At 62.9% G+C, this 20,744-nt stretch carries 16 protein-coding genes; 8 read left to right on the forward strand and 8 right to left on the reverse strand.

Features of this window, described 5'->3' with window-relative positions:
- Nucleotides 1-25 precede the first annotated feature (25 nt).
- A complete protein-coding gene (cckA, locus tag USDA257_RS19855) occupies nt 26-2,641 on the reverse strand; it encodes a cell cycle histidine kinase CckA (RefSeq protein WP_014764751.1) in 2,616 nt (871 codons plus the stop codon).
- Between the two features lie 366 nt (nt 2,642-3,007).
- Here cckA and USDA257_RS33060 point away from each other — a divergent pair, with 366 nt between their 5' ends.
- Both USDA257_RS33060 and USDA257_RS38850 read left to right on the forward strand, forming a co-directional pair.
- Entirely contained in the window at nt 3,008-3,676 is a 669-nt protein-coding gene (locus USDA257_RS33060; protein ID WP_420135948.1) for a flagellar biosynthetic protein FliO, read from the forward strand.
- Entirely contained in the window at nt 3,657-4,028 is a 372-nt protein-coding gene (locus USDA257_RS38850) for a hypothetical protein (RefSeq protein WP_041414446.1), read from the forward strand. Before USDA257_RS33060 ends, USDA257_RS38850 begins: the two co-directional genes overlap by 20 nt.
- Before the next feature lie 123 nt (nt 4,029-4,151).
- On the opposite strand, the gene dksA is transcribed toward USDA257_RS38850, so the two are convergent.
- The gene (dksA, locus tag USDA257_RS19870) at nt 4,152-4,571 is read right to left on the reverse strand and encodes an RNA polymerase-binding protein DksA (RefSeq protein ID WP_012708186.1); all 420 of its coding nucleotides are present in this window, start codon (nt 4,569-4,571) and stop codon (nt 4,152-4,154) included.
- A gap of 394 nt (nt 4,572-4,965) precedes the next feature.
- Here dksA and USDA257_RS19875 point away from each other — a divergent pair, with 394 nt between their 5' ends.
- The 4 genes from USDA257_RS19875 to USDA257_RS19890 all read left to right on the forward strand — a co-directional run bounded on the left by USDA257_RS19875 (nt 4,966) and on the right by USDA257_RS19890 (nt 8,895).
- Entirely contained in the window at nt 4,966-5,493 is a 528-nt protein-coding gene (locus tag USDA257_RS19875) for a SixA phosphatase family protein (RefSeq protein WP_041415458.1), read from the forward strand.
- Nucleotides 5,494-5,678: 185 nt separating this feature from the next.
- Entirely contained in the window at nt 5,679-7,172 is a 1,494-nt protein-coding gene (locus USDA257_RS19880) for a YcjX family protein (protein WP_014764755.1), read from the forward strand.
- On the forward strand, nt 7,169-8,248 hold the full coding sequence (locus tag USDA257_RS19885) for a YcjF family protein (protein WP_014764756.1): 1,080 nt from the start codon (nt 7,169-7,171) through the stop codon (nt 8,246-8,248). Before USDA257_RS19880 ends, USDA257_RS19885 begins: the two co-directional genes overlap by 4 nt.
- A gap of 95 nt (nt 8,249-8,343) precedes the next feature.
- A complete protein-coding gene (locus USDA257_RS19890) occupies nt 8,344-8,895 on the forward strand; it encodes a hypothetical protein (protein WP_014764757.1) in 552 nt (183 codons plus the stop codon).
- A gap of 38 nt (nt 8,896-8,933) precedes the next feature.
- Here USDA257_RS19890 and USDA257_RS19895 read toward each other — a convergent pair whose 3' ends face one another.
- The 4 genes from USDA257_RS19895 to folP are packed head-to-tail and all read right to left on the reverse strand — an operon-like array spanning nt 8,934 to nt 11,241.
- Entirely contained in the window at nt 8,934-9,461 is a 528-nt protein-coding gene (locus tag USDA257_RS19895) for a hypothetical protein (RefSeq protein WP_041414448.1), read from the reverse strand.
- Nucleotides 9,462-9,492: 31 nt separating this feature from the next.
- The gene (gene folK, locus USDA257_RS19900) at nt 9,493-10,017 is read right to left on the reverse strand and encodes a 2-amino-4-hydroxy-6-hydroxymethyldihydropteridine diphosphokinase (protein WP_041414449.1); all 525 of its coding nucleotides are present in this window, start codon (nt 10,015-10,017) and stop codon (nt 9,493-9,495) included.
- Nucleotides 10,004-10,375 (reverse strand): dihydroneopterin aldolase, encoded by a 372-nt coding sequence (gene folB / locus USDA257_RS19905; protein WP_014764760.1) that lies wholly within the window; start codon nt 10,373-10,375, stop codon nt 10,004-10,006. The genes folK and folB overlap by 14 nt, the downstream gene beginning before the upstream one ends.
- Nucleotides 10,372-11,241: a dihydropteroate synthase gene (gene folP / locus USDA257_RS19910; RefSeq protein ID WP_041415460.1), complete on the reverse strand. Its 870-nt coding sequence runs from the start codon at nt 11,239-11,241 to the stop codon at nt 10,372-10,374. Before folP ends, folB begins: the two co-directional genes overlap by 4 nt.
- A 198-nt stretch (nt 11,242-11,439) precedes the next feature.
- Here folP and USDA257_RS19915 point away from each other — a divergent pair, with 198 nt between their 5' ends.
- Nucleotides 11,440-12,069: a DUF922 domain-containing Zn-dependent protease gene (locus USDA257_RS19915; RefSeq protein ID WP_041414450.1), complete on the forward strand. Its 630-nt coding sequence runs from the start codon at nt 11,440-11,442 to the stop codon at nt 12,067-12,069.
- A 520-nt stretch (nt 12,070-12,589) separates the two neighbouring features.
- Here the strand turns inward: USDA257_RS19915 and USDA257_RS19920 are convergent.
- On the reverse strand, nt 12,590-12,910 hold the full coding sequence (locus USDA257_RS19920) for a 2Fe-2S iron-sulfur cluster-binding protein (RefSeq protein ID WP_014764763.1): 321 nt from the start codon (nt 12,908-12,910) through the stop codon (nt 12,590-12,592).
- 194 nt (nt 12,911-13,104) lie between these two features.
- Nucleotides 13,105-13,473: an Hpt domain-containing protein gene (locus USDA257_RS19925; protein WP_014764764.1), complete on the reverse strand. Its 369-nt coding sequence runs from the start codon at nt 13,471-13,473 to the stop codon at nt 13,105-13,107.
- Between the two features lie 526 nt (nt 13,474-13,999).
- Here USDA257_RS19925 and USDA257_RS19930 point away from each other — a divergent pair.
- Complete coding sequence (locus USDA257_RS19930; protein WP_014764765.1) at nt 14,000-20,668, forward strand: apolipoprotein A-IV repeat region-like domain-containing protein; 6,669 nt, start codon at nt 14,000-14,002, stop codon at nt 20,666-20,668.
- Nucleotides 20,669-20,744: the final 76 nt, after the last annotated feature.

Consider the following 20,744-nt stretch of genomic DNA (forward strand, 5'->3'; position numbering starts at 1 on the left):
CCATCTTCCGGACTACCGCAGAGCCTTAGGAATCCAGCATTTCACGGACGGCCACCGCCAATTGCTTCAGAGAGAAGGGCTTCGGCAGGAAGCCGAACTTGGCATCGGCCGGCAGGTTGCGGGCAAAGGCATCCTCCGCATAGCCCGACACGAAGATGAACTTCAGATCCGGGTATTTCTTCCGCAATTCGCGCAAGAGCGTCGGCCCGTCCATCTCCGGCATCACCACATCCGACACGACGATATCGACCGCGCCGTCGAGCTCCTCCATAATCTCGAGCGCTTCGACGCCCGATCCCGCCTCATGGACCGTGTAGCCGCGTGTCTCGAGCATCCGCTTGCCGCCGCGACGCACCGCTTCCTCGTCCTCGACAAGGAGCACCACGGCGGAATCGCCGGTGAGATCCGTAGGCTCCGACTGAGCGGCCAGTGTCGCTGCATCGCTTGCCGGCGCCCGCGCTTCCTTGACCGGCGCGCCGCCGGATGCGGACGCTTCGCCGGTCTCGACCACTTCCACATAGCGCGGCAACAGAATACGGAAGGTCGTGCCCTTGCCGACCTCCGACTCCGGATAGATATAGCCGCCGGACTGCTTGACGATGCCATAAACCATCGAAAGCCCGAGGCCCGTGCCCTTGCCCACCTCCTTCGTCGTGAAGAAAGGCTCGAAGATCTTGTCCAAGATCTCCGCCGGAATACCCGTGCCCTGGTCGGAGACTTCGACCATGACGAAGTCGTCTTCCGGCAGTTCTCGACGTGCGAGCGCGGCGACTTCGCCCGCCGGCAGGTTTCGCGTCCGGAGCGTGATGATTCCGCCCTCGGGCATGGCGTCGCGGGCATTCACAGCCAGGTTGAGCAGCACCTGTTCGAACTGGCCGAGATCGGTCCTTACCGGCCAGAGGTCGCGACCATAGTCCACCTCCACCTTGACGTTGGTGCCGGTCATCCGATCGACGAGCATCCTGAGATCGCCGATCACATCGGTGAGATTGAGGACGGTCGGCCGCATCGTCTGCTTGCGGGAGAAGGCGAGCAATTGCCGCACCAGGACGGCGGCGCGGTTGGCATTGCGCTTGATTTCCATCAGGTCGGCGAACGTCGCATCCGCCGGCCGCGCCGAGAGCAGCAGATGGTCGGCAGAAAGCAATATCGCCGTCAGCACATTGTTGAAGTCGTGCGCGATGCCGCCGGCGAGCGTTCCTACGGCATTCATCTTCTGCGTCTGCGCCATCTGGTTCTCGAGCGCCTTCTGCTCGGTGATCTCCAGCGCATACACGATCGCCGCTTCTTCCGGTGCCTGGTCGCTCTGGTCGATGACGGCATTCACGTAGAAGCGGAAGTGGCGTCCTTCATCCGCCGGGTGCAGCGAGTCGATCGGCGCTATGTCGCCTTGCCGGTCCTTCGCCGCGGCGAGCGCCTCTTCGAGCTGGCCCCGCACGGCTTCGTGCATAACCGCGTCGATCAGCAGGCCGCGCTCGACGTCGTCCTGCGAAACAAGGCCGGCAAAAAGCTTCAGGAACGGGGCGTTGGTTCTGAGAATCCGCCCGTCACCGTCCACCGAGGCGATGGCCATCGGCGTGTTGTTGAAGAAGCGTGTGAACCGCATCGCCGCATTCGAGGCCGACTGATCGCCCTCGTCGCCCTCGCGGGACATGACAATCGTCCTGCTTTCCCCGGGCGCGCCGTCGCGGGTCGAGGAAACACGGTGGACCAGTCTTACCGGCAGGCTCTGGCCGTTCCCCTTGCGCAGGTCGAGATCCAGAACCTTGGTCTTCTTGAGGCCGGGCTCGGCCTGGACGGACTGAATGAGCGCAAGTCCCTCGCCGGCGACGAGATCGGCGATGCTGATCGATCCCGGCTGAAATTTTGTGAGGTCGATCCCCAGCCAATCGGCAAGCGTAGCGTTGATATAGAAGATCTCGCCCTTGCGCCCGGCGGAGAAAAAGCCTGCCGGCGCGTGGTCGAGATAGTCGATGGCGTTCTGCAACTCCTTGAAAAAGCGTTCCTGATCGTCGCGCTCTGCCGTTATATCGGCAATCTGCCACAGATAAAGCGGGTTGCTGTCGGCGTCCTCCAGCGGCAGCACCCGCGCCTTCAGTCGAAACCAATGCGCTCCTGAACCCGTCATCGCGCCATTTGCCAGAGGCTTCAGCAGGCGGAATTCCTCGTGCCCCTGCTTGCCCTCGTGCAGTCCGTTGGTCAGCCGGTAGATCGCCTCGGTCGCCTCCCGGTTGCGCGACAGGATGGTTTCCAGCGATTGGATTCCGGCGGCACCTTTAGCGCCAGTCAGGGCGCCGTAGGCCGCGTTCGCGTAGACGATGCGTCCCTTGCGGTCGGTCACCACGGTGCCGTCCTCATGGGCATCGACAAAGGCGCGGGCCAGTTCATCCGGTCGGGATTGCGGCATGACCTCGATAAAACCGATCACCGACGAAACCAGGAAGAATATCCCGACCATCGCCAGCACGCCGAGAATACCGAGGACGATCTCGTTCTCGAGCTGATTCTTGAAAACGACGAAGGCGGCAGCGGACGCGGTCAAGACGATTGCCAGCACGATGATCCTGAACACGGTACCCGGCCGCACGCCCCGGTCAACGACCGGCATCTGGTAGTCACCTGACTGCCGTAATTTCGTCATCGGGTCCTCACCTGCTGGCGGGATCGTCCGCCGCTACACCGGTACCCCGCTGACTTGCCGCGCCACGCATCCCGCGGACGCACAAGGGCCACCGTAATCCTTTGAATTTCCGCATAATTTATCCCTAAAACCGACACGGTTTAAGGTCCTATGCAGTTGCCGGCGTCCGATAAGGGTTTGCGAGACTCAAGTGTGTCGCATCCGCTTCGTCGAACTGGAATCATCTTTAACAATCAGAGATAACAGCAGAAAGCGTCTCGACGGAAGCGCAGAGGTCAATTCACAGGGAATGTCGGACGCAACCTTGTCCCGGCCCGAAAAAAGCCGTCAAATGTTGCAATTCGACCGGTAAAAGGAGTTCAGCCCATGATGGAAACGTTGGTCGGGGACAACGGTAGCCGATTCATCATCGCCGCCGGAGCCGTCGCCATCGGCCTCCTGTGCCTCGTGGCGGTGCTCTGGATCATGCGGACCAGACCCTCGTCTCCGTTCGTGCGCGGTGGCAAGAACCGACAGCCGCGGCTCGCCGTGCTCGATGCCGCCGCCGTCGATACGCGCCGGCGGCTCGTGCTCGTCCGCCGCGACGATGTCGAGCATCTGATCATGATCGGCGGGCCCACGGATATCGTCATCGAAAGCCGCATCGTGCCCGATGACGCGACGCCGACCGCGAGCCCCGTTCGCGCGGCGGCGGAACAGCAGACCGGCAAGCCCGCGGCCGCGCCGGAGCAATCCGTCTCGGCACCTCAACCTGTCGCGCCCCCCACACCTGCGGAAACCGAAAAGATAGAACCGATCCGGTCCGTGGGGCCGGATGAGACGCCGCGCGCCGCGCCCGTCCGAGAGCCACCGAAGGCGGAGGCGACCCTGCAGCAGCGTCCCATGCCTGTCGAACCGCCGCCTCGGCCGGAACCCGCCGTCAGGACCGCCCCCCCCCGCCCCGGCGATCGCTCCGGTGTCCGCCGTCGAATCGCCCCAGGAAACCCTAAGGGCGGCGCGCGACCGAATTCTTCCGATGACCCACCCCTTGCGTGAGGAGCGGTTTCCGCAGCCGGTAGCAGCGGCGCCGGAGGCTCCACGACCCGTCCAGATCCCGCCCGCCCCGGCCCGGCCGGCCGAGCCGGTGGTCGCCGAACCGGTTGCCATTGACAAGCCGGTCGCCGTTGACAAAGCAGCGGATTTCGAACGATTCCTCGATGCGGAAATCAGCGGCGATCTCCAGCGGCTTTCACCCACAGTGACGCCGAGGCCGGAAGTCCGCCCGACAGCAGTCACCCGCCAGGAACCGGTACTCGGCCCGGCACGAGAAGACAGCCGCAAGGAAGAGACGATCGAGGAAGAGATGAGCCGCATGCTGGCTGACATTTCCGCTGGCCGCAAACCCTGACTGGCGAAGCATGCATTTCTGCTGCTTCTGGACGTCTTGGCCCACACGCAAAGAAAAGTCGATAACGCAAAGAAAAACGGCGCGACCAAGCCGCGCCGTTCTCATAAGTCTGGAAAACCGGGCCTACTCGTCGCGATAGACCTTCTCGCGACGCTCGTGACGCTCCTGGGCTTCGATCGAAAGCGTCGCAATCGGCCTGGCGTCCAAGCGCTTCAGGCCGATCGGTTCACCCGTTTCTTCGCAATAGCCATAGGTGCCTTCGTCGAGGCGCTGCAAGGCGGCGTCGATCTTGGCGATCAGCTTCCGTTGGCGATCCCGGGCACGCAATTCGATTGCCCGGTCTGTTTCTGAGGAGGCTCGGTCTGCGAGATCCGGATGATTGGCGCTTTCCTCAGCCAGGTGATCAAGCGTCTCGCGGGCTTCGCGAAGGATATCGTTTTTCCAGGCATTCAGCTTTGCACGAAAATATGCCCGATGATTGGCATTCATAAAATCCTCGTCCTCGGAGAGGACATAGGTACTAAGATCGATCTTCTCACTCAACGCGATTCTCCTGAAGAACATCTCATTGCGGCGGTGTATAGACCTATGAAGGGCGCGATTCAAGCCTCGCCGACGACACCTCCGCTTATTTTAACAATGCTTTCATTGCAGGCTAACTGGCGAATATTTCACCAAAAATACACATGAAACGCCTTTCATAATATTCCGCTGGCGGTCGATGGCAATCCTGGGTGATGCCGGCCCAGCAGTTCAACCACATGGTCAATTGCGACGTTCGGTGTGCGGCGTGCGTCATATCAACGGCAGTGAGATTGCCGAACTAAAACCGTGGAGAACGGCTTGATCTTTGCGCCGACAGGGAGACAAGTTACCAATGCGACGGTATCCCGCGAAAGACTTCGCAGCTCCGGCGGCATCAGATTCGGATGGACATATGCAAGACAGCGCTCCGGCATTCCGCCTCATCCTCCTGCGTCACGCCCGGTCCGGCTGGGCCCTGCCTGGACAACGCGATTTCGACCGGATGCTTGACGAGACCGGCTATGCCGAGGCGAAACTGATTGCACAAAGTGCGGCAGATCGTGGGATACGTCCGGACCTCATATTGTGCTCGACCGCGGTGCGCTGCCGCCAGACCGCCGAACCATTCCGCCGGGCGCTTGGCGAAGACATCGACATCCGTTACGTCGATCACCTCTATGCTGGGCCTGCAGCCGTCTACACCGATCTAGTCGAGGCGCATGCTGAACGGGCGTCGCTGATGCTGATCGGACACAACCCCATGATCGAGGACGTTTTCCGAAGGTTCCTTGGCGAGGAGCATTCCGCCTTGACGAACGGCTATCCGCCCGCCGGCCTGGCGGTCATCGATTTCTCGACACGTTCTGCGGCCGGCCGCATCTCGGCTGCGGCGCTCTCTGCATGGCTGCTGCCAGAGCCCGAGGAAGTCGCAAGGCGGTGAACCGGTCCTTCATCAGGTTCGAATTGGGGGCCCAGGAACAGTCAACCCGGGAACGGTCAAAAGGCGGTGCATCATTGCGCCGACGCAAACGCTCCCTATATCGCGAAACACGTGAATGCGCGTAACCCGATGGGATATCGGGAAAAACGCTGGATCGATGGAAAATCCCGAAGGGGCGGAGACATTTGGCGTCCTTACTGACCAGCTTTAAAGACGGCGCGCTGATCGCCCTGGACAACCTCTCCGATCGCGCGGCGGGGCTCGTCAGTCCCTCCCTTCGGCTCGGCGTGACCGGCCTGTCGCGGGCGGGCAAGACCGTTTTCATCTCTTCATTGGTGCACAATCTGCTGAACGGCGGACGCCTGCCGCTTTTCGAGCCGGTCCGCTCCGGTCGGGTATCGAAGGTAAGGCTCGAGCCGCAGCCGGACGATGCGGTCCCACGCTTTCAGTACGAGGACCATATTGCCGCTCTCGTGCGCGACCGCGTCTGGCCGGATTCGACCAGGGCGATTTCGCAATTGCGCATCACCATCGACTACGAGAGCGCAAGCGGTTGGAACCGGATGTTTTCTGCCGGGCGCCTGTCGATCGATATCGTCGACTATCCGGGTGAATGGCTGCTGGATCTGCCCCTGCTCGCCCAGGATTTCCGGCAATTCAGCGAAACCACCGTGAAAAGGGCGCGTATCGGCACGCGGGCTGCACTGTCTCGGGAATGGCTGGCGCTTGCCTCCGCGAGCGGAGCGGAGACGGCGGCCGACGAGGGGAGCGCCCGGCGCCTCGCCGAGAGCTTCACCACCTACCTCAGGGCCTGCAAGGAAGACGACCATTCGCTCTCCACCCTGCCGCCTGGCCGATTTCTGATGCCCGGCGACCTCGAGGGATCGCCCGCGCTGACCTTCTCTCCGCTTCCGAACCTGCCCGAAGGCCGGGCACCCAAGGGCTCGCTCTGGGCGATGATGGAACGGCGATACGAAGCCTACAAGACGCATGTGGTGAGCCCCTTCTTCCGCGAGCATTTCGCCCGGCTCGACCGCCAGATCGTCCTCGTCGATGCGCTCCAGGCAATCAATCGCGGCCCGGAGGCAATGAGGGATTTGGAGCAGGCGCTCGCAGACGTGCTCGCCTGCTTTCGACCCGGGACCAATTCCTGGCTCTCGTCTTTCCTCACGCGCCGAATCGATCGGGTGTTGATCGCCGCCACCAAGGCCGATCACCTCCATCATGAGAGCCATGATCGGCTTGAGCGCATCGCCGCGCGCCTCGTCGGCCGTGCCGCCGATCGGATCGGTATGAGCGGCGCCGGCGTGGAAGTCATGGCTCTCGCCTCCGTCCGGGCGACGCGCGAGGCGACCGTCAATCATGACGGACATGCCCTGCCCGTTATCGTCGGCACGCCGATCGCCGGAGAGAAAATCAACGGAGAGGTTTTTGACGGCGAAAAGAAAACAGCGATATTTCCTGGAGATTTACCGGAAGATGCTGAAGTTCTTTTCCAACATATCGGTGGCAATTCTACGTCAATTCCGGCCGACCTGGAGCACGCAATGCCGGAGCTGAATTTCGTGCGCTTCCGCCCTCCTCATCTAGAGGAGACGCGCGGCGGATTGAAGCTCTCCGTACCGCACATCCGGCTCGACCGGGCCATGCAGTTCCTGCTTGGAGATCGACTGGCATGAACGACGATCCGAAGCATCGCCCCCGCAAGCCTGCCGTCTTCCCGGTGGAACCAGAAACACGTGCGGCACAGCGCACGCAACCAGCACGGCGCCCACCCGCAAGCTTCAGCGACAGGGTCATAATGACGCCCGATGCGGAGGATCCGTTCGTGGCGACGACCGCAGCGGTCGAAGCGCTCGATCCGCCCGAGGCGCGTCCCCGCCGGCACCGCCTCTCCTTCGGCAAGGTGGCTGCCGGGGCGTTTGCCATTGTCCTTTCGCTCGCTGCGGGGCTGTGGATCGACCACCTTGTAAGGGACCTCTTCTCGCGTGCCGATTGGCTCGGCTACACGGCGATCGCCGTCGTGGCGATCGGCACCCTCGCCCTGCTGGTCGTCGTCGGCCGCGAACTCGCCGGCATGATGCAGCTGACGGCGATTCAGAAACTGAAATCGGACGTCACCGATGCAACGACGCTCGGCAACAGCAAGGCCGCGCGAGCCACGACTGCGCAATTGGTCCATCTCCTTGCCGCCAATCCCCGCACCGCCAAGAGCCGGGCGCGGCTTGCGGAGACCGACGGCGAGATTATCGACGCGGCCCATCTTATCGAACTGACGGAGCGCGAGCTCCTTGCCCCGATTGACCGCGACGCCCGCCGAATCATCCTGGCCGCCTCGAAACGCGTCTCGATCGTCACTGCCGTCAGCCCTCGTGCCCTCGTCGATCTCGGTTACGTTCTTTACGAGTCGGCGCGGATGATCCGGGCGATGGCGGAACTCTATGGAGGACGGCCCGGCACGCTCGGCCTGCTGCGGCTGATGCGCGATGTGATCGCCCATCTGGCGGTCACCGGTTCCATCGCCGCCGGCGACAGCCTGATCCAGCAGGTCCTCGGCCACGGTCTCGCTTCCAAACTCTCCGCCCGCCTCGGCGAGGGTGTGATCAACGGCCTTATGACCGCGCGTATCGGCATCGCGGCTATGGATCTCTGCCGGCCGATGCCGTTCCGCGCTTTGAAGCGCCCGGGCATCGGCGATTTTCTGGCCGATCTGACGCCGGGCGCCTCGAGATCGGAGGGCTCGAACGGCGCCTGAGGTCTGCTTTCTGGAGCGGCGCGGAAACCCTCCATTAACCATTTTAGCGCAAATGTGGTTGCCAGATTTCGACGTTGACCCATCAAGGATCGATCATGTTCTCGCGCCCTTCTTTGATTGTTCGCGGCGTTGCCGCCATCGCGCTTGCAGCCACTGCCGGCACCGCGACGCCCGCGTCTTCCGGCGCGCGGGATAAGGCCTTCTTCGAGAAGGTCGCCGGCCAGTGGAAAGGCCCCGGCGAGATCGTCGCCGGTAAATACAAGGGCACCAAATTCACCTGCGATCTGACAGGTGAGCCGAGTTCAGGCAAGGACGCCGGGATAAAGCTCGACGGCTTCTGCCGCGTCGGCGTCTTCAAGCAGCCGATGTCGGCGATGATCACCCAAAAGGGTACCAGCTACACCGGGAAATTCCTCGATGGTGCGGATGGCAAGGGCCTGGACATCGTGTCCGGCAACGTCGCCAGCGACAAGGTCGTCGTCGGAATCAACCGCAAGAAATTGAATGGTGCGATGATTGCCCGCCTGCAGGACGCGGAGACGATGAACATCACGATCTCCGTCAAGGTCGAGGAGACGATGGTGCCCGTCATCGGCGTCAGCCTCAACAGGCAGATGGACGACATCGCCGTCGGCTCGATCAAGTAGCTGCATCGATCGGCTCCGAGCATGGGCGGACCTGGCAGCTACTCCAGATCGAGGAAGCCTGCGATCCTGGGAAGACACAGCTTCAGCGCTTGCCCTTCGAACGCGTAGAAGTCATGAGCGGCGGCAGGGACTGTATAGCTTTGCACAGCCTCGCCTCTTGCCCAGCAATCCGGGGGTCTGTTCGGATCATTTTCGCCGAAGACGGCCAAAGTCGGCTTCGGCATCATCGAAGAATTCACCTCGCGTAGCCTTGTCGAGGATATGCAAATCAGGCGATCAACGGTCAAGCCGTGTAGTACGCTGTGCCATAGAAGCGTGCCACCGGCGCTGTAGCCCAAGGCAACATCGGCAAATGCCGCAAGGCCCACCAGACGTTCGGATGCCCGGATAAATCCCTCGTTTTCAACAAGCTCGCGATGCAGGCGTTCGCCCGCATAGTCCACCCCAAGCAATTCGGAGACGCTTACAGTACGAACGAGCGATTGCTGCACGCCAGGCAAACGGCGCGACAGGCAATGATCGGCTGACGGCCTTCCGTGGATGTCGGTGACGATCAATAAACGCATCACTGCCTTCCCGATATGGAGCGCAACGCCGTCAATTGTAGGCCCGCCACCAGTCGGCCTTCTCGTCGGCCACTTCGATTCCTGTCACGTCTGCGTCCGCCAGCCACTCACCGACCGTTCTGCCCGCGACTTCGAGTTCGGCCGCAAAATCGGCAAGCGGCATCAACACGAAACCCCGCTCTGTCATGCGTGGATGAGGCAACTGCAGCTTGTCGCTGGCCAGGCTCGCTCCCTCGAAGGTCAGGAGATCAATATCGATCGTGCGCGGCCCCCAGCGCTCCTTGCGGACGCGCTTCATGACCCGCTCGATCTCGAGGCAGGTTTCAAGAAGCGCTTCTGGATCGCGCGTGGTTTCGACCGCTGCGCAGGCATTGAAGAACCAATCCTGGTCCGTCTTGCCCCAGGGCGGCGTCCGGTAGAGCCGCGAAACTGCCGCGACCCGGCAATCCGGCCGATCGTCCAGCTCCCGCAGGGCGTCCGCCATAGCACGGCGCGGATCGCCGATATTGCCACCCAGCCCCAGTGTAGCGCGCCGCCACTTCTTATCCCGCGGCATGCTCGACCGTGACTTCCACGTAGTCCAGGACCCCTGGGACCGGAGCATTGGGCTTGCGGATGGAGACTTTCGCTCGGCGTACCTGCCGGAAACGGGCGCACAACGTCTTGGCGACTTCCAGGGCGAGCGCCTCGATCAGGTAGCGCCGGCGCCCGGTAACGATCCTTTCGATCTCGGCGAAGGCGATACCATAATGCACGGTGTCATCGATGCAGTCTTCGGCGAGCGCCGTGCCCTGCTCCACCTCGAGTTCGGCGTCCACGAAGAAACGTTGGCCGAGGAACTCCTCCTCGTCAAGCACGCCATGGCGGGCAAAGAAGGCGCAGTTCTTCAGGGTGATCGTATAGGTCGCAGTCATGGCTTCATGTCCCGTCGGCTGTTCTTTGCGATGAGCATAGCATCCGCCATCGCCAGTGCATCCCTGTTGATTGCGACATCATGCACCCGAAAAATCGCCGCTCCAGCAACCCTGAGGAGCGCAGTCGTCGCGGCGGTACCGGCGTCGCGGTCTTTCGCCTCGCGGCCGGTGACGGCGCCGATGAAGCGCTTGCGCGACGTGCCGACCAGGAACGGCAGGCCGAGCCGGTGCAGTTCCGCAAAACGCGCCATGAGTTCCAGATTTTCGTCTGCGTCCTTGGCGAAGCCATAGCCGGGATCAAGAACGATCCGGTCGCGCGCAACGCCTGCCTCGGCGGCAATCTGCAGCGATCGACTCAGAAAATGGAACTGATCCTCGACGACATCGCCGAGCTTCTGACGATCGCGCCCCGTATGCATGACGCAAAGTCCGGCGCCTGTTTCGGCAGCGACTTGCGCGATCGCCGGCTCTCGCTGCAGACCGTGCACATCGTTGACGATATGCGCGCCGGCTTTCACCGCCAGGCGCGCCGTATCGGCGCGATAGGTGTCGACCGAGATGATTCCATCCGTCTGGCGGGCCAATGCTTCGATGACCGGCAGAATGCGCGCCTGTTCCTCGGCGGCATCGACCGGATCCGCGTCGGGGCGGGTCGACTCCCCGCCGATGTCCAAGATCGCCGCCCCATCATCGATGGCACGCATCGCCGTGGCGACAGCAGCCGTGGCATCGGCAAAGCGGCCACCATCGGAAAAGGAATCCGGCGTCACATTGATTATCGCCATCAGGACACCGCGCGGTCCCAGTTCCAGCGTGCGCCCATGCGCCAATTGCCAATGAGATATTCGGAAGGGGTCATAGGTCATCTTCGGGCGGTCCGCGGCTTTAAGCAGCGCCATCCTCGTCGGCATCGTGGGAGAGCGAGCGCCTTTGAAAGCAAAGGGTTAGCACGACTCTTTCACGCAGCTATCGATTTGTCGACTTCGGAATGGGCCGATTTTATGTTGCGCTCGCCCCGGCTATGCCCCAAGCTTGCGCCAACATCAATCCACGAGTGCCGACCAATGTTCCGAGTTCGCTATCCGCTGAGAGCCGTCCTGATCGCATTTCTCATCGGCCTTCCGCTTGGCAATGCCTCGGGCGAGACCTTGATCAGTAAAACCGTCACCTATTTCTCGATCGGCGGACGTACGGCGGCGGAGCTCGACAAGGCCCTTGCCGCCAGCGGCCCGCTGATGAAGAACACCGGCACGCGCCACCCCGGCGCGACACGCATCCAGTTCGGTGGCACTATAACCTATGTCAGCCGCGGCGGCCGCTGTGCGGTCGGCACGGCGCGCGTGACGCTTAGCACGCGCATCATCTTGCCGCGCTGGAAATACCGCCGGCAGGCAGGCCGCGATCTCGCGGTCGTCTGGGATACGCTCGCAGCGGACATCAAACGCCATGAGGAGCGCCATGCCGAGATCGCACGCAATCACGCCCGTCACATGGAAAGGGCGTTTCTTGGCCTGAAGCCGGAGGCGGATTGCGACCGCATGCAGGCCCGGGTGGCCGATCTGAGTGCGGCGGAAGTCGAACGCCACGACAAGGACCAGGCGCGCTTTGACCGCACGGAAGCAGCGAACTTCGACCGCCGGATGATTCGACTGCTGCAATACCGCCTGGACTCGCTGAAGAAAACCGAACGCTAGTCTAAGGCTAAGCGACGCCGGTGCTGACCACTGGCCATTGGCCCCGTCCGTACCATTCTCCGCCAAACGCCACCGCCCCAAAGAACAGCGTGATTTCGCCCTCAGCCGCCTCGGGCAAAGGAGCGAAAACCCACAGTATTTTATTGGCGGATTCTAACGATAGCCGGCGATAAACGACTCAGCTATATTAACACCATGAAACGAGTGGCGGAGCTAAAGTTCAACCACTCGACGGTAGGGACGTTTATTTTCGGATCGACAGTAAAAACGTCGCATTTGGATCGTCGACTTTGTACTTAATAGGGTTCGCTTCATTGCTTGTGGGTGTTCCAGCGGCCCCCGTGACATGAAGCAAAACAGGTTCTCCTGGCGTGTCTTGGTGCAGCAGGTGCTCCCTCCCTCATCTGTATGCGATACGCCCCCCTTGCCTCGCTCGTCGCCACGACCAGCGAGGCATTTTTTTGCGTATCCTCGATGCGTGGAGAGCAAGGACCGGGGGCGTGCCCCAGAAAGATAGGCCCTAGGCCTGGCGCTCCGGCACATGCACGACGAGGCCATCCAGGGCCTCGCTCATCTTGATCTGACAGGAGAGCCGCGAGGTCGCCCGTAGGTCATAGGCAAAGTCGAGCATGTCTTCCTCCATCGCCTCCGGAGCACCGACGGCCGCCGCCCAGGCATCGTCGACATAGACATGACAGGTTGCACAGGCACAGGCACCGCCGCATTCGGCCTCGATCCCTGGCACGGAATTGCGAACCGCATTCTCCATGACCGTGGAGCCGTTCTCGACATCGAGGTCGTGGCGCGTGCCGTCAAAGGCTACGATCGTAAGTTTTGTCATTTCTCTTTCCGGAATGAATGGATGGGATCCGCCCGCGAGCGCCGACCGCCGCGGCAGACACCGCCGGCCTGAATTCAGGGCAGTTTCTTCCAACAAATCGGCTGGTCAGTCAACACGAGGCCGTGCCGGGCCGCGGGATGTCCGCGCAAAAAGACCATGACCGGGCATTCAACGACGCCCGGCCGGACCCGGGATCAGCGGCAAAGCTTGAGGATGAAGAGCTCGGCTTCGAGTACGGCTGCGCCCAGTGCCGCGCGCAGGGTCCAGTCGGTCGGCCGCTGCTCTATGGCGGCGGCGGCTTCAGCGACACGAGTGGCTCCGATCGCGAGAGCTGCCCCCTTCAGCCGATGCGCCGATTGACCGAACCCGCCTGCATCCGCGTCGTTGAGTTCAGCCATTGTTTGACGTGCCTGGCGCGCAAACAGTTGAAGCACCTCGATTTCGAGGCCCTTGTCCCCCATCGTTTGCATGGAGAGCTGGACAAAATCGATAGGCTGTCTCCCGGCAGGAGATGAGTTTGCCGGGTTATCTGGCGAGTCGAAGGTTATTTTGAGCGCCGTCATGAGCCGATTTCCTTAATTGACGATACATCGGGTCCTGATCGACAATGCATCGGGCAACCGCACCATTTTCAGACATGATCATCCGGCGCGTGCGCTGCCATCGGCTTAAGAGCCATGGCGATGGAGGGGGGAATCTGAGGACATGGTTAACGATTGCTAAACAGGCTGATTCTCTTGGTTTTTCGGAGCGCGGCATCGTTGCCTCGTTAACAATTCATTAGGATTCTAGCGAATGCGGATTGCACTTAATTGTAAGAACCGGGCTAATGTGTCACTACGATACGATTAGGAACGGGCCTGCATATGAAAATGGCAACTGTTCTGGTGGATAAGCTGCGCGCCCGGTGTCCTGGGACGAGAGCTACGGCTATTCCATCGAGGCGATGCAATGGTGACCAATAGTAGTATTTGCGTAGATGTCTTGCGCGGAGCTTATGGGTCACCGCCCTGGTGAGGGAGTCTTGTGGCCTGGTATCGGCGCCAATGAGACGGCCATGAGCGGGCAATAGTAGTGAGGCGTATCCCTATGGCGACGAAGAAGAGCAACGAATCGATTGACGAAAAGGCCTTTCAGGCTCTGGAAGCGGCGCTGAAGATCGATTTTGACGACCTGAAGTCGGCCGTGCATGACAAGAATTCCTTGGATGATCCGGAGGAACAGGTGTCCGAGCCCAGCAAGAAGGCGGCCGCATCCGAGCAGAGGCGCCCTGCGAAGGAACAGCAGGAAGCACAGAAGGCCCGGACGAGTGAGACGCCTCGCAACCTTGCGCCGGAGCCCGCCCCGAAGCAGCCAGCACTTTCCCCGGCCAATGACGATACGCGCAGATCGCCTGCGGCAATGCTCCGCTCCCTCGAAGTACGATCCAGCCGAGCGGCGATCCGCGTCGCGGCGCTGATATCGCTGGTGTGGGCGCTTGCGGGTGTAGCGATCGGCCACCTCCTCTATGCGCCGCAGATCTGGCAGATACGCTCCCTCGGCGACCTGGCGGCCACGCCCGGTGTGGTCGGCATCCTGATCGGCATCGCCTTGCCGATCATGCTCTTCTTCTCCTTTGCCATCATGATTGCGCGTGCTCAGGAACTGCGCAATGCGGCCCGCTCGATGGCCGAGGTCGCCTTGCGGCTGGCGGAACCGGAAACCGCGGCAGCAGACCGCGTCATGGCCGTGGGCCAGGCGGTTCGGCGCGAAGTGTCGGCCATGAACGAGGGCATCGAACGCACGATCGCACGGGCGACCGAACTCGAGGCCCTTGTCCATTCCGAAGTCAGTGCGCTTGAACGCAGCTACAGCGAAAACGAACTGCGCGTTCGCACTCTGGTCCAGGAACTGGGGCTGGAGCGCGAAGCCATCGTCGGCCATTCCGAGCGGATCCGCTCGGCGATTGTCGGTGCCCACGGCAAGCTGAAGGATGACCTGGAGCTCGCAAGCGAAGACATCGCCTCGCGCATCGCGGTCTCGGGCGAAGCCTTCGCATCGCTGATCGACACCCGCGCCGCGGCCCTCAGCGAGAAATCGGATCATGCGCTGCAGACCCTCGGCACCATGCTCGACACCCGCACGGATGCGCTGCTTTCCGGCCTGACCGACGCCGGCGTGACGCTCAGCAAAGAGTTCGATGTGCGGCTCGATGCCCTCAGCGAGAACTTGACGAAGCGCGGCGAACAATTGCTCAGCCAGTTCGAAACCCGTGCCTCGACGCTCGATGCAAACACCGAGAAGCTGAACACCGCCCTTAACGAGCGCGCCCGCCAGTTGAATGAAACCCTGATCGCGCGCACCCGCGACCTCAACGAAAGCTTGAGCGTCGGCCAACACGCGATTGCCGGCGGCCTCGAAGACATGCTTTCGTCGCTCAATGCGGCACTGGACGAAAAGGGCGCGAGTTTCCGCCAGAGCCTGAAGTCGAGCGCCGACGACGCGATCATGGATCTGGATCTCCGCGGCGGTTTCTTCGAAGAAAAGCTGCAGACGACCGTCGGACACCTGGCAACCGCCTTCGACGAGCGTTTCCACGAATTCGCCAGTGCCTTCGACAAGCGGGCGAGCCTGCTCGACACCAAGTTGATGGAGAGCCTGCACAGGATCAACGAAACCGTGTCCGGCGGTTCGGATGCGATCGGCACTGCCTTGGACAGCAGCGTCGACAAGATCAGTTCGGCGCTCTCCGACCAGTCTCTGACGCTCGCCACGGCGCTTGGAGCAACCCAGGATTTCATCGAAGAGACGATCGGCAATCGCACCTCGGAACTCAGCAGCCTCATCGGCAATGCTCACAGCCGCATCGAGGGCGTGCTTACCGACAAGACCAGTTCGCTGATGGGCGCTCTGACGGAAGCACAGGAGAGGATCGAAGGTGGTTTCGGCCAGCGCGCCGATGCCCTCGCCAATGCGCTGACGACAAGCGAGCAGCGTCTGACGGATGGTCTGGATTCCCGGACATCCGCCTTCATCGACGGCCTGCAATCGGCCCATGCCCGCATCGAGCAGACGCTCACGGGCTCCACCGACGAGATCACCAGCGCCATCGCTGCCAGCCAGCATCGGCTGGACAATACGCTTTCGGAGCGCACCGCCGCGCTGTCGGCCGCCCTCACCTCGGGCGCGAGCGCACTGGAAGACACGGTCGGCGGCACGGCCGACCGTCTGGAGCGCGTCCTCTCCGAACGTGGCCAGACGATCTCCGCGGCCCTGACCGGCCAGACGACAATGCTTGAAGGGGTCCTGTCGGAGCGCAGCCAGGCGATCACCGACACGCTGGCCAGCCAGACGGCTGCCCTCGACGGCGTGCTCTCCGAGCGCGCCGTGCAAATCGATAAGACCATGTCGGCACGCGCAAGTGAGATGGCGGACTCGCTCAGCCGCCATGCCGAAGACGTCGCCGACAGCCTGACCTTCCGCGCGATGGCCGTGGCCGAAACGATGACCGACCGCGTCGGCGAGATCGAGAACAAGCTTTCGCTAAGCGTCTCCGAGGTCGCCGAGAATCTGGGCGGTCGCGTCAGTCAGATCGCCGACACCCTCACCGATACCAGTGCACGCATCGCCGAGGATCTCAGCAGCCGCGTCGGCAAGATTTCCGACTCGCTGGCAGGAACCAGCGCTGAGATCGCCGAAGCGCTGACGGCCCGCACGTCGGAAGCAACGGCGTCGCTCGCCGGCAAGGCGGCCGAGATCGAGCAGACGCTCTCCGGCAAGGCCGACCATCTGCGGGACACGCTGACGACGACGCATGATCAGATACGCTCGACGCTCGACGATCGCATAAAGGCGATCAATCTCGCCGTCGGACAGGGCCGCGATCAACTGGAAGAGCTGCTGTCCGACCAGTCGATGGCGATGGCAACGTCGCTTGCGACGAGCGCCGGTATGCTCGAAATGTCACTCGAAGAACGCCAGGCTTCGATCACTGGCGCGATCGAGCGCGGCACCGAGGCGCTCACCGCACGGACCTCGGAAGCGGCCGCGTCGCTCGCCAGCACGGCGGCCGAGATTGACCAGACGCTCTCCGGCAAGACCGCACAGTTGCGCTCGAGGCTCGACCAACAGATCGACACAATCAACCTGGTCGTCGGACAGGGCCGCGAGCGATTGGAAGAGCTGCTGTCCGATCAGTCGATGGCGATGGCGACAACGCTTGCGACGAGCGCCAGCATGCTCGAAATGTCGCTCGAAGAACGCCAGGCTTCAATCGCCGGCGCGATCGAGCGCAGCACCGAAGCATTCGCAGCACGGACCTCGGAAGCGGCCGCATCGCTTGCCGGCAAGGCGGCCGAGATCGACCAGACGCTCTCCAGCAAGACCGAACAATTGCGAGACACGCTGACGACGACGCGTGACCAGATACGCTCGACGCTCGACGATCGCATAAAAGCGATCAATCTCGCCGTCGGCCAGGGCCGCGAACAATTGGAAGAGCTGCTGTCCGACCAGTCGATGGCGATGGCGACGACGCTGGCGACCAGCGCCAGCATGCTCGAAATGTCGCTCGAAGAGCGGCAGGCCTCGATCGCCGGCGCTATCGACCGCGGCACCGAAGCGCTCGATCAGCGCATGCGCTCGACGACCGGCAACATCGCCGAGCGACTTGCCGAGACGGCCGACCAGATCAGCCTCGCTGCCGACACTCTGACCAATCGCGTCGATATTTCGCTCAACGGCATCAACAATCGTCTCGACGAGACCGGTGCGAGGATCGAATCGAGCTTCGCATCGCTCGAAGACCGCGTTCGCGGCGGCGTCAGCAACGTCAGCGCCATCGTCGACGACACCGGCGGCCGCATAGAAACGACGCTGGGCTCCCTCGAGGATCGCGTCCGCGACAGCGTCGGCAGCGTCAAGGCCATTGTCGACGATACTGGCAACCGCATTGGAACGACGCTCGGCTCTCTCGAGGGTCGCATCCGCGACAGCGTCGGCAGCGTCAACGCCATCGTCGACAATGCCGGACAGCGGATCACGGAAAGCCTCGCGGAGCGCGCCGGCGAAATCGACCGAATCAGCGAGACCGCGGCGGCCCGCATCACCTCCGCCATGGACGACGGGGCTGGCCGCATCGCCTCCGCGATGGATGCTGGTGCAGGCCGCATCGAAGAGCGACTCGGCACGATGGACCGCGCCCTCAACATCGGCCTCGAAAACGTCAACCGGACGATCGAAGGCAAGGCGGCGGCGCTTGTCACCAGCCTGCGAAGCGCCGTCAAAGATGCTTCCCAGGAAATTGACACGGAAGCCGCACGTTCCGCCGAGTTGCTCTCCAAGGCCGGTGCTGATTTCGCCAGTGCCTTGGCGGCCCGCAATGCCGAGTTCGCCAATTCGATCGAAGAGACGGCCTCGGCGACGGCGGCACGCCATGCCGAACTTGCCCGGACGGTCACGGACGCCGCCGATAAAGCCACAACCCGCCTCGCCTCGACCCAGGATCAGATCGCCGGCCACACCCAGAGCATCCAGCAAAGCCTGACGGATGCGGAAAAGGCGCTCGATGCGCGCGGCCAGTCGATCCGCAGCGTACTCGACGACAGCACCCGCGAGCTGAATTCCATGCTGGCCGGCCGTTCGCTCGAACTCACCCGTCTTCTCGACGAGCAGGCGCGTCCAGTCATCGAGCAATACGCGGCAACGGGCAAGGAAGCCGCCGCACGTATCGCCGCCCTGACCCAGGAAAGCGCCGAACGCCTGCGGGCGGAAAACGCGGCGCTCGTCAACGCCATCACGGAACGGACCAGCGAAACGCTCGATGCGATCTCGCTCCGGGCCGAAGAGACCGCCAAGGCGATGAAGATGGTCGAGAACCGGCTGCAGTCGACGGCCATGGGGCTCATCGACCAGCTCGCGACCAACAATTCCGCCATTGCATCGGTCATCGAGCAGGCGAACGGCAGTCTCGGGGACATGGATCAGCGTCTGGAAGCGGCCGCAGCGAAGGTTTCCGAATCGACGCGGCATGCATCCGACATGCTGTCCAGCTCCACCCGCCTCATCGAAGGCCGCGTCGACAAACTCTCCGACATCGCCGCATCGACGCTCTCGCAGATCGGCGGCATCGTCGGCCGGTTCGAGGACCATTCCAAGGTGCTTGGCCAGGCCTCCAACCTGCTGGCAGCAGCCCAGTCGAACCTGGTCAGCACGCTGGAGGAGCGGCAGGACGCCCTGCGGACCCTTTCCGTGGGTCTTGTTCAGCGTTCGGAAGAGATCGAACGCACGATGCGCGCGCTCGAAGGTTTCGTCGACGGCGCCTTCCAGCGAGCCGAGGAGCGCTCCGGTCAGGTCGCCGGCAACCTTCGCAACGGCATCCAGTCCTCCTTCACCGATGTCGGAAAGCTTCTCTCCAACACCGAGCAGCGTGCTGCGGAAGCTGCCGAGGCCATGCGCACCACACTTGCCGAAGCAGGCGGCGAAGCTGCCGCGTCCGTGGAGGGCGTGTTCTCCCGCGCCGAAGAGCGGTCGCGGCAGATCGCCGAGGCGCTGCGCTCCGGCGTCGAAAGCTCAATCGCGGACGCGAACAAGACGCTATCGCAGATCGAGGGCCGCGCGCTCAGCGCCTCCGAGGCCCTGCGCCAGGCAGTCGCCAAGGCTGGTGACGAAGCAAGCCAGGCACTTGAAGGCGCTTTCGGCAACGCGGAGGAACGCGCCAAGGATGCGGCGTCCCGCCTGCGCGGCAGCATCGGCGCTTCGGTCTCGGACGTCGAGCGGATGCTGGCGGAAAGCGGCAAGAGGTCGGATGGCGTTGCAACGCAGCTGCGCGAGGCCATGCGCCAGGCGATCGACGAAGCGATCAGCCGCTTCAGCGGCGCGACCGATGACATCCGTCGTTCCGCCGGCGAGATCCGCAAGGAACTCGACATGACCCGCGAGGAATTGAAGCGCGGCGCCTTCGACCTACCGGAAGAGGCCAAGGAGAATGCCGCGGTGATGCGTCGTGCCGTTGCCGAGCAGATCAAGGCGCTGCAGGAGCTCTCCGAAATCATCGGCAAGTCTTCGACGCATCTCGAGGTCGCCCAGCCGGTTCGCCAGCAACCGGCGCTGGCCGCTCCCGCCCCTGTCGTTCCGGCGCCCGTCGCGCCGCAAGAGCCTGCAGCCCAGCAGCCAGCGATCCAACAGCAGCCAGCGGTCCAGCCGCAGCCTGCCGCGCCGGCCCCGGCGCTGCGCGGCAGCCTGGGCCTGGAACAGGCGACGCGGCCGTTGCAGCCTGCCCGTCCGACGGCTGCCGAAGAGCGCGTCGAGGAAGGCGGCGGCTGGATGCGCGACCTTCTTCGCGCCGCCTCCCGCGAGGAAGAGCCGCAGGCCGCACGCCCTCGACCGGCCGAGAGCCAGCCTGTGGCACGCGCCGGAGACAGCCGCAATCCGCGTCACGTGGTCGAATCGTTGAACTCGCTGTCGGTGGATATCGCCCGGGCGATCGACCACGACGCCTCGGTCGAACTGTGGCGTCGTTACCAGCGCGGCGAGCGGGACGTCTTCACCCGCCGGCTCTATACGCTGAAGGGGCAGCAGACCTTCGACGAGATCAAGCGGAAGTATGATCGCGAGCCCGAGTTCCGCACCGCGGTCGATCGCTACATCGCCGACTTCGAAAAGCTGCTTGCCGATGTCGCACGCAACGATCCGGACAAGCGCATCACCCAGACCTACCTGACGTCGGATACCGGTAAGGTCTACACCATGCTCGCCCACGCGGCCGGACGCTTCAGCTAATCGCTGGCAAAAAGATCCTAGATGTTGAGAACGGCCTCGTTGAAAGACGGGGCCGTTCTTGCATTTGAACGAACGC

Origin of the sequence: Sinorhizobium fredii USDA 257 (assembly GCF_000265205.3) — a bacterium.
Classification (GTDB): Bacteria; Pseudomonadota; Alphaproteobacteria; order Rhizobiales; family Rhizobiaceae; genus Sinorhizobium; species Sinorhizobium fredii_B.

Excerpts from the sequence above, each read along its gene's own strand:
- cckA (WP_014764751.1), bottom strand. The coding sequence starts at position 2,641 with ATGACGAAATTACGGCAGTCAGGTGACTACCAGATGCCGGTCGTTGAC.
- USDA257_RS33060 (WP_420135948.1), top strand. The coding sequence starts at position 3,008 with ATGATGGAAACGTTGGTCGGGGACAACGGTAGCCGATTCATCATCGCC.
- USDA257_RS38850 (WP_041414446.1), top strand. The coding sequence starts at position 3,657 with ATGACCCACCCCTTGCGTGAGGAGCGGTTTCCGCAGCCGGTAGCAGCG.
- USDA257_RS19875 (WP_041415458.1), top strand. The coding sequence starts at position 4,966 with ATGCAAGACAGCGCTCCGGCATTCCGCCTCATCCTCCTGCGTCACGCC.
- USDA257_RS19885 (WP_014764756.1), top strand. The coding sequence starts at position 7,169 with ATGAACGACGATCCGAAGCATCGCCCCCGCAAGCCTGCCGTCTTCCCG.
- USDA257_RS19890 (WP_014764757.1), top strand. The coding sequence starts at position 8,344 with ATGTTCTCGCGCCCTTCTTTGATTGTTCGCGGCGTTGCCGCCATCGCG.
- USDA257_RS19895 (WP_041414448.1), bottom strand. The coding sequence starts at position 9,461 with ATGCGTTTATTGATCGTCACCGACATCCACGGAAGGCCGTCAGCCGAT.
- folK (WP_041414449.1), bottom strand. The coding sequence starts at position 10,017 with ATGCCGCGGGATAAGAAGTGGCGGCGCGCTACACTGGGGCTGGGTGGC.
- folB (WP_014764760.1), bottom strand. The coding sequence starts at position 10,375 with ATGACTGCGACCTATACGATCACCCTGAAGAACTGCGCCTTCTTTGCC.
- folP (WP_041415460.1), bottom strand. The coding sequence starts at position 11,241 with ATGACCTATGACCCCTTCCGAATATCTCATTGGCAATTGGCGCATGGG.
- USDA257_RS19915 (WP_041414450.1), top strand. The coding sequence starts at position 11,440 with ATGTTCCGAGTTCGCTATCCGCTGAGAGCCGTCCTGATCGCATTTCTC.
- USDA257_RS19920 (WP_014764763.1), bottom strand. The coding sequence starts at position 12,910 with ATGACAAAACTTACGATCGTAGCCTTTGACGGCACGCGCCACGACCTC.
- USDA257_RS19925 (WP_014764764.1), bottom strand. The coding sequence starts at position 13,473 with ATGACGGCGCTCAAAATAACCTTCGACTCGCCAGATAACCCGGCAAAC.
- USDA257_RS19930 (WP_014764765.1), top strand. The coding sequence starts at position 14,000 with ATGGCGACGAAGAAGAGCAACGAATCGATTGACGAAAAGGCCTTTCAG.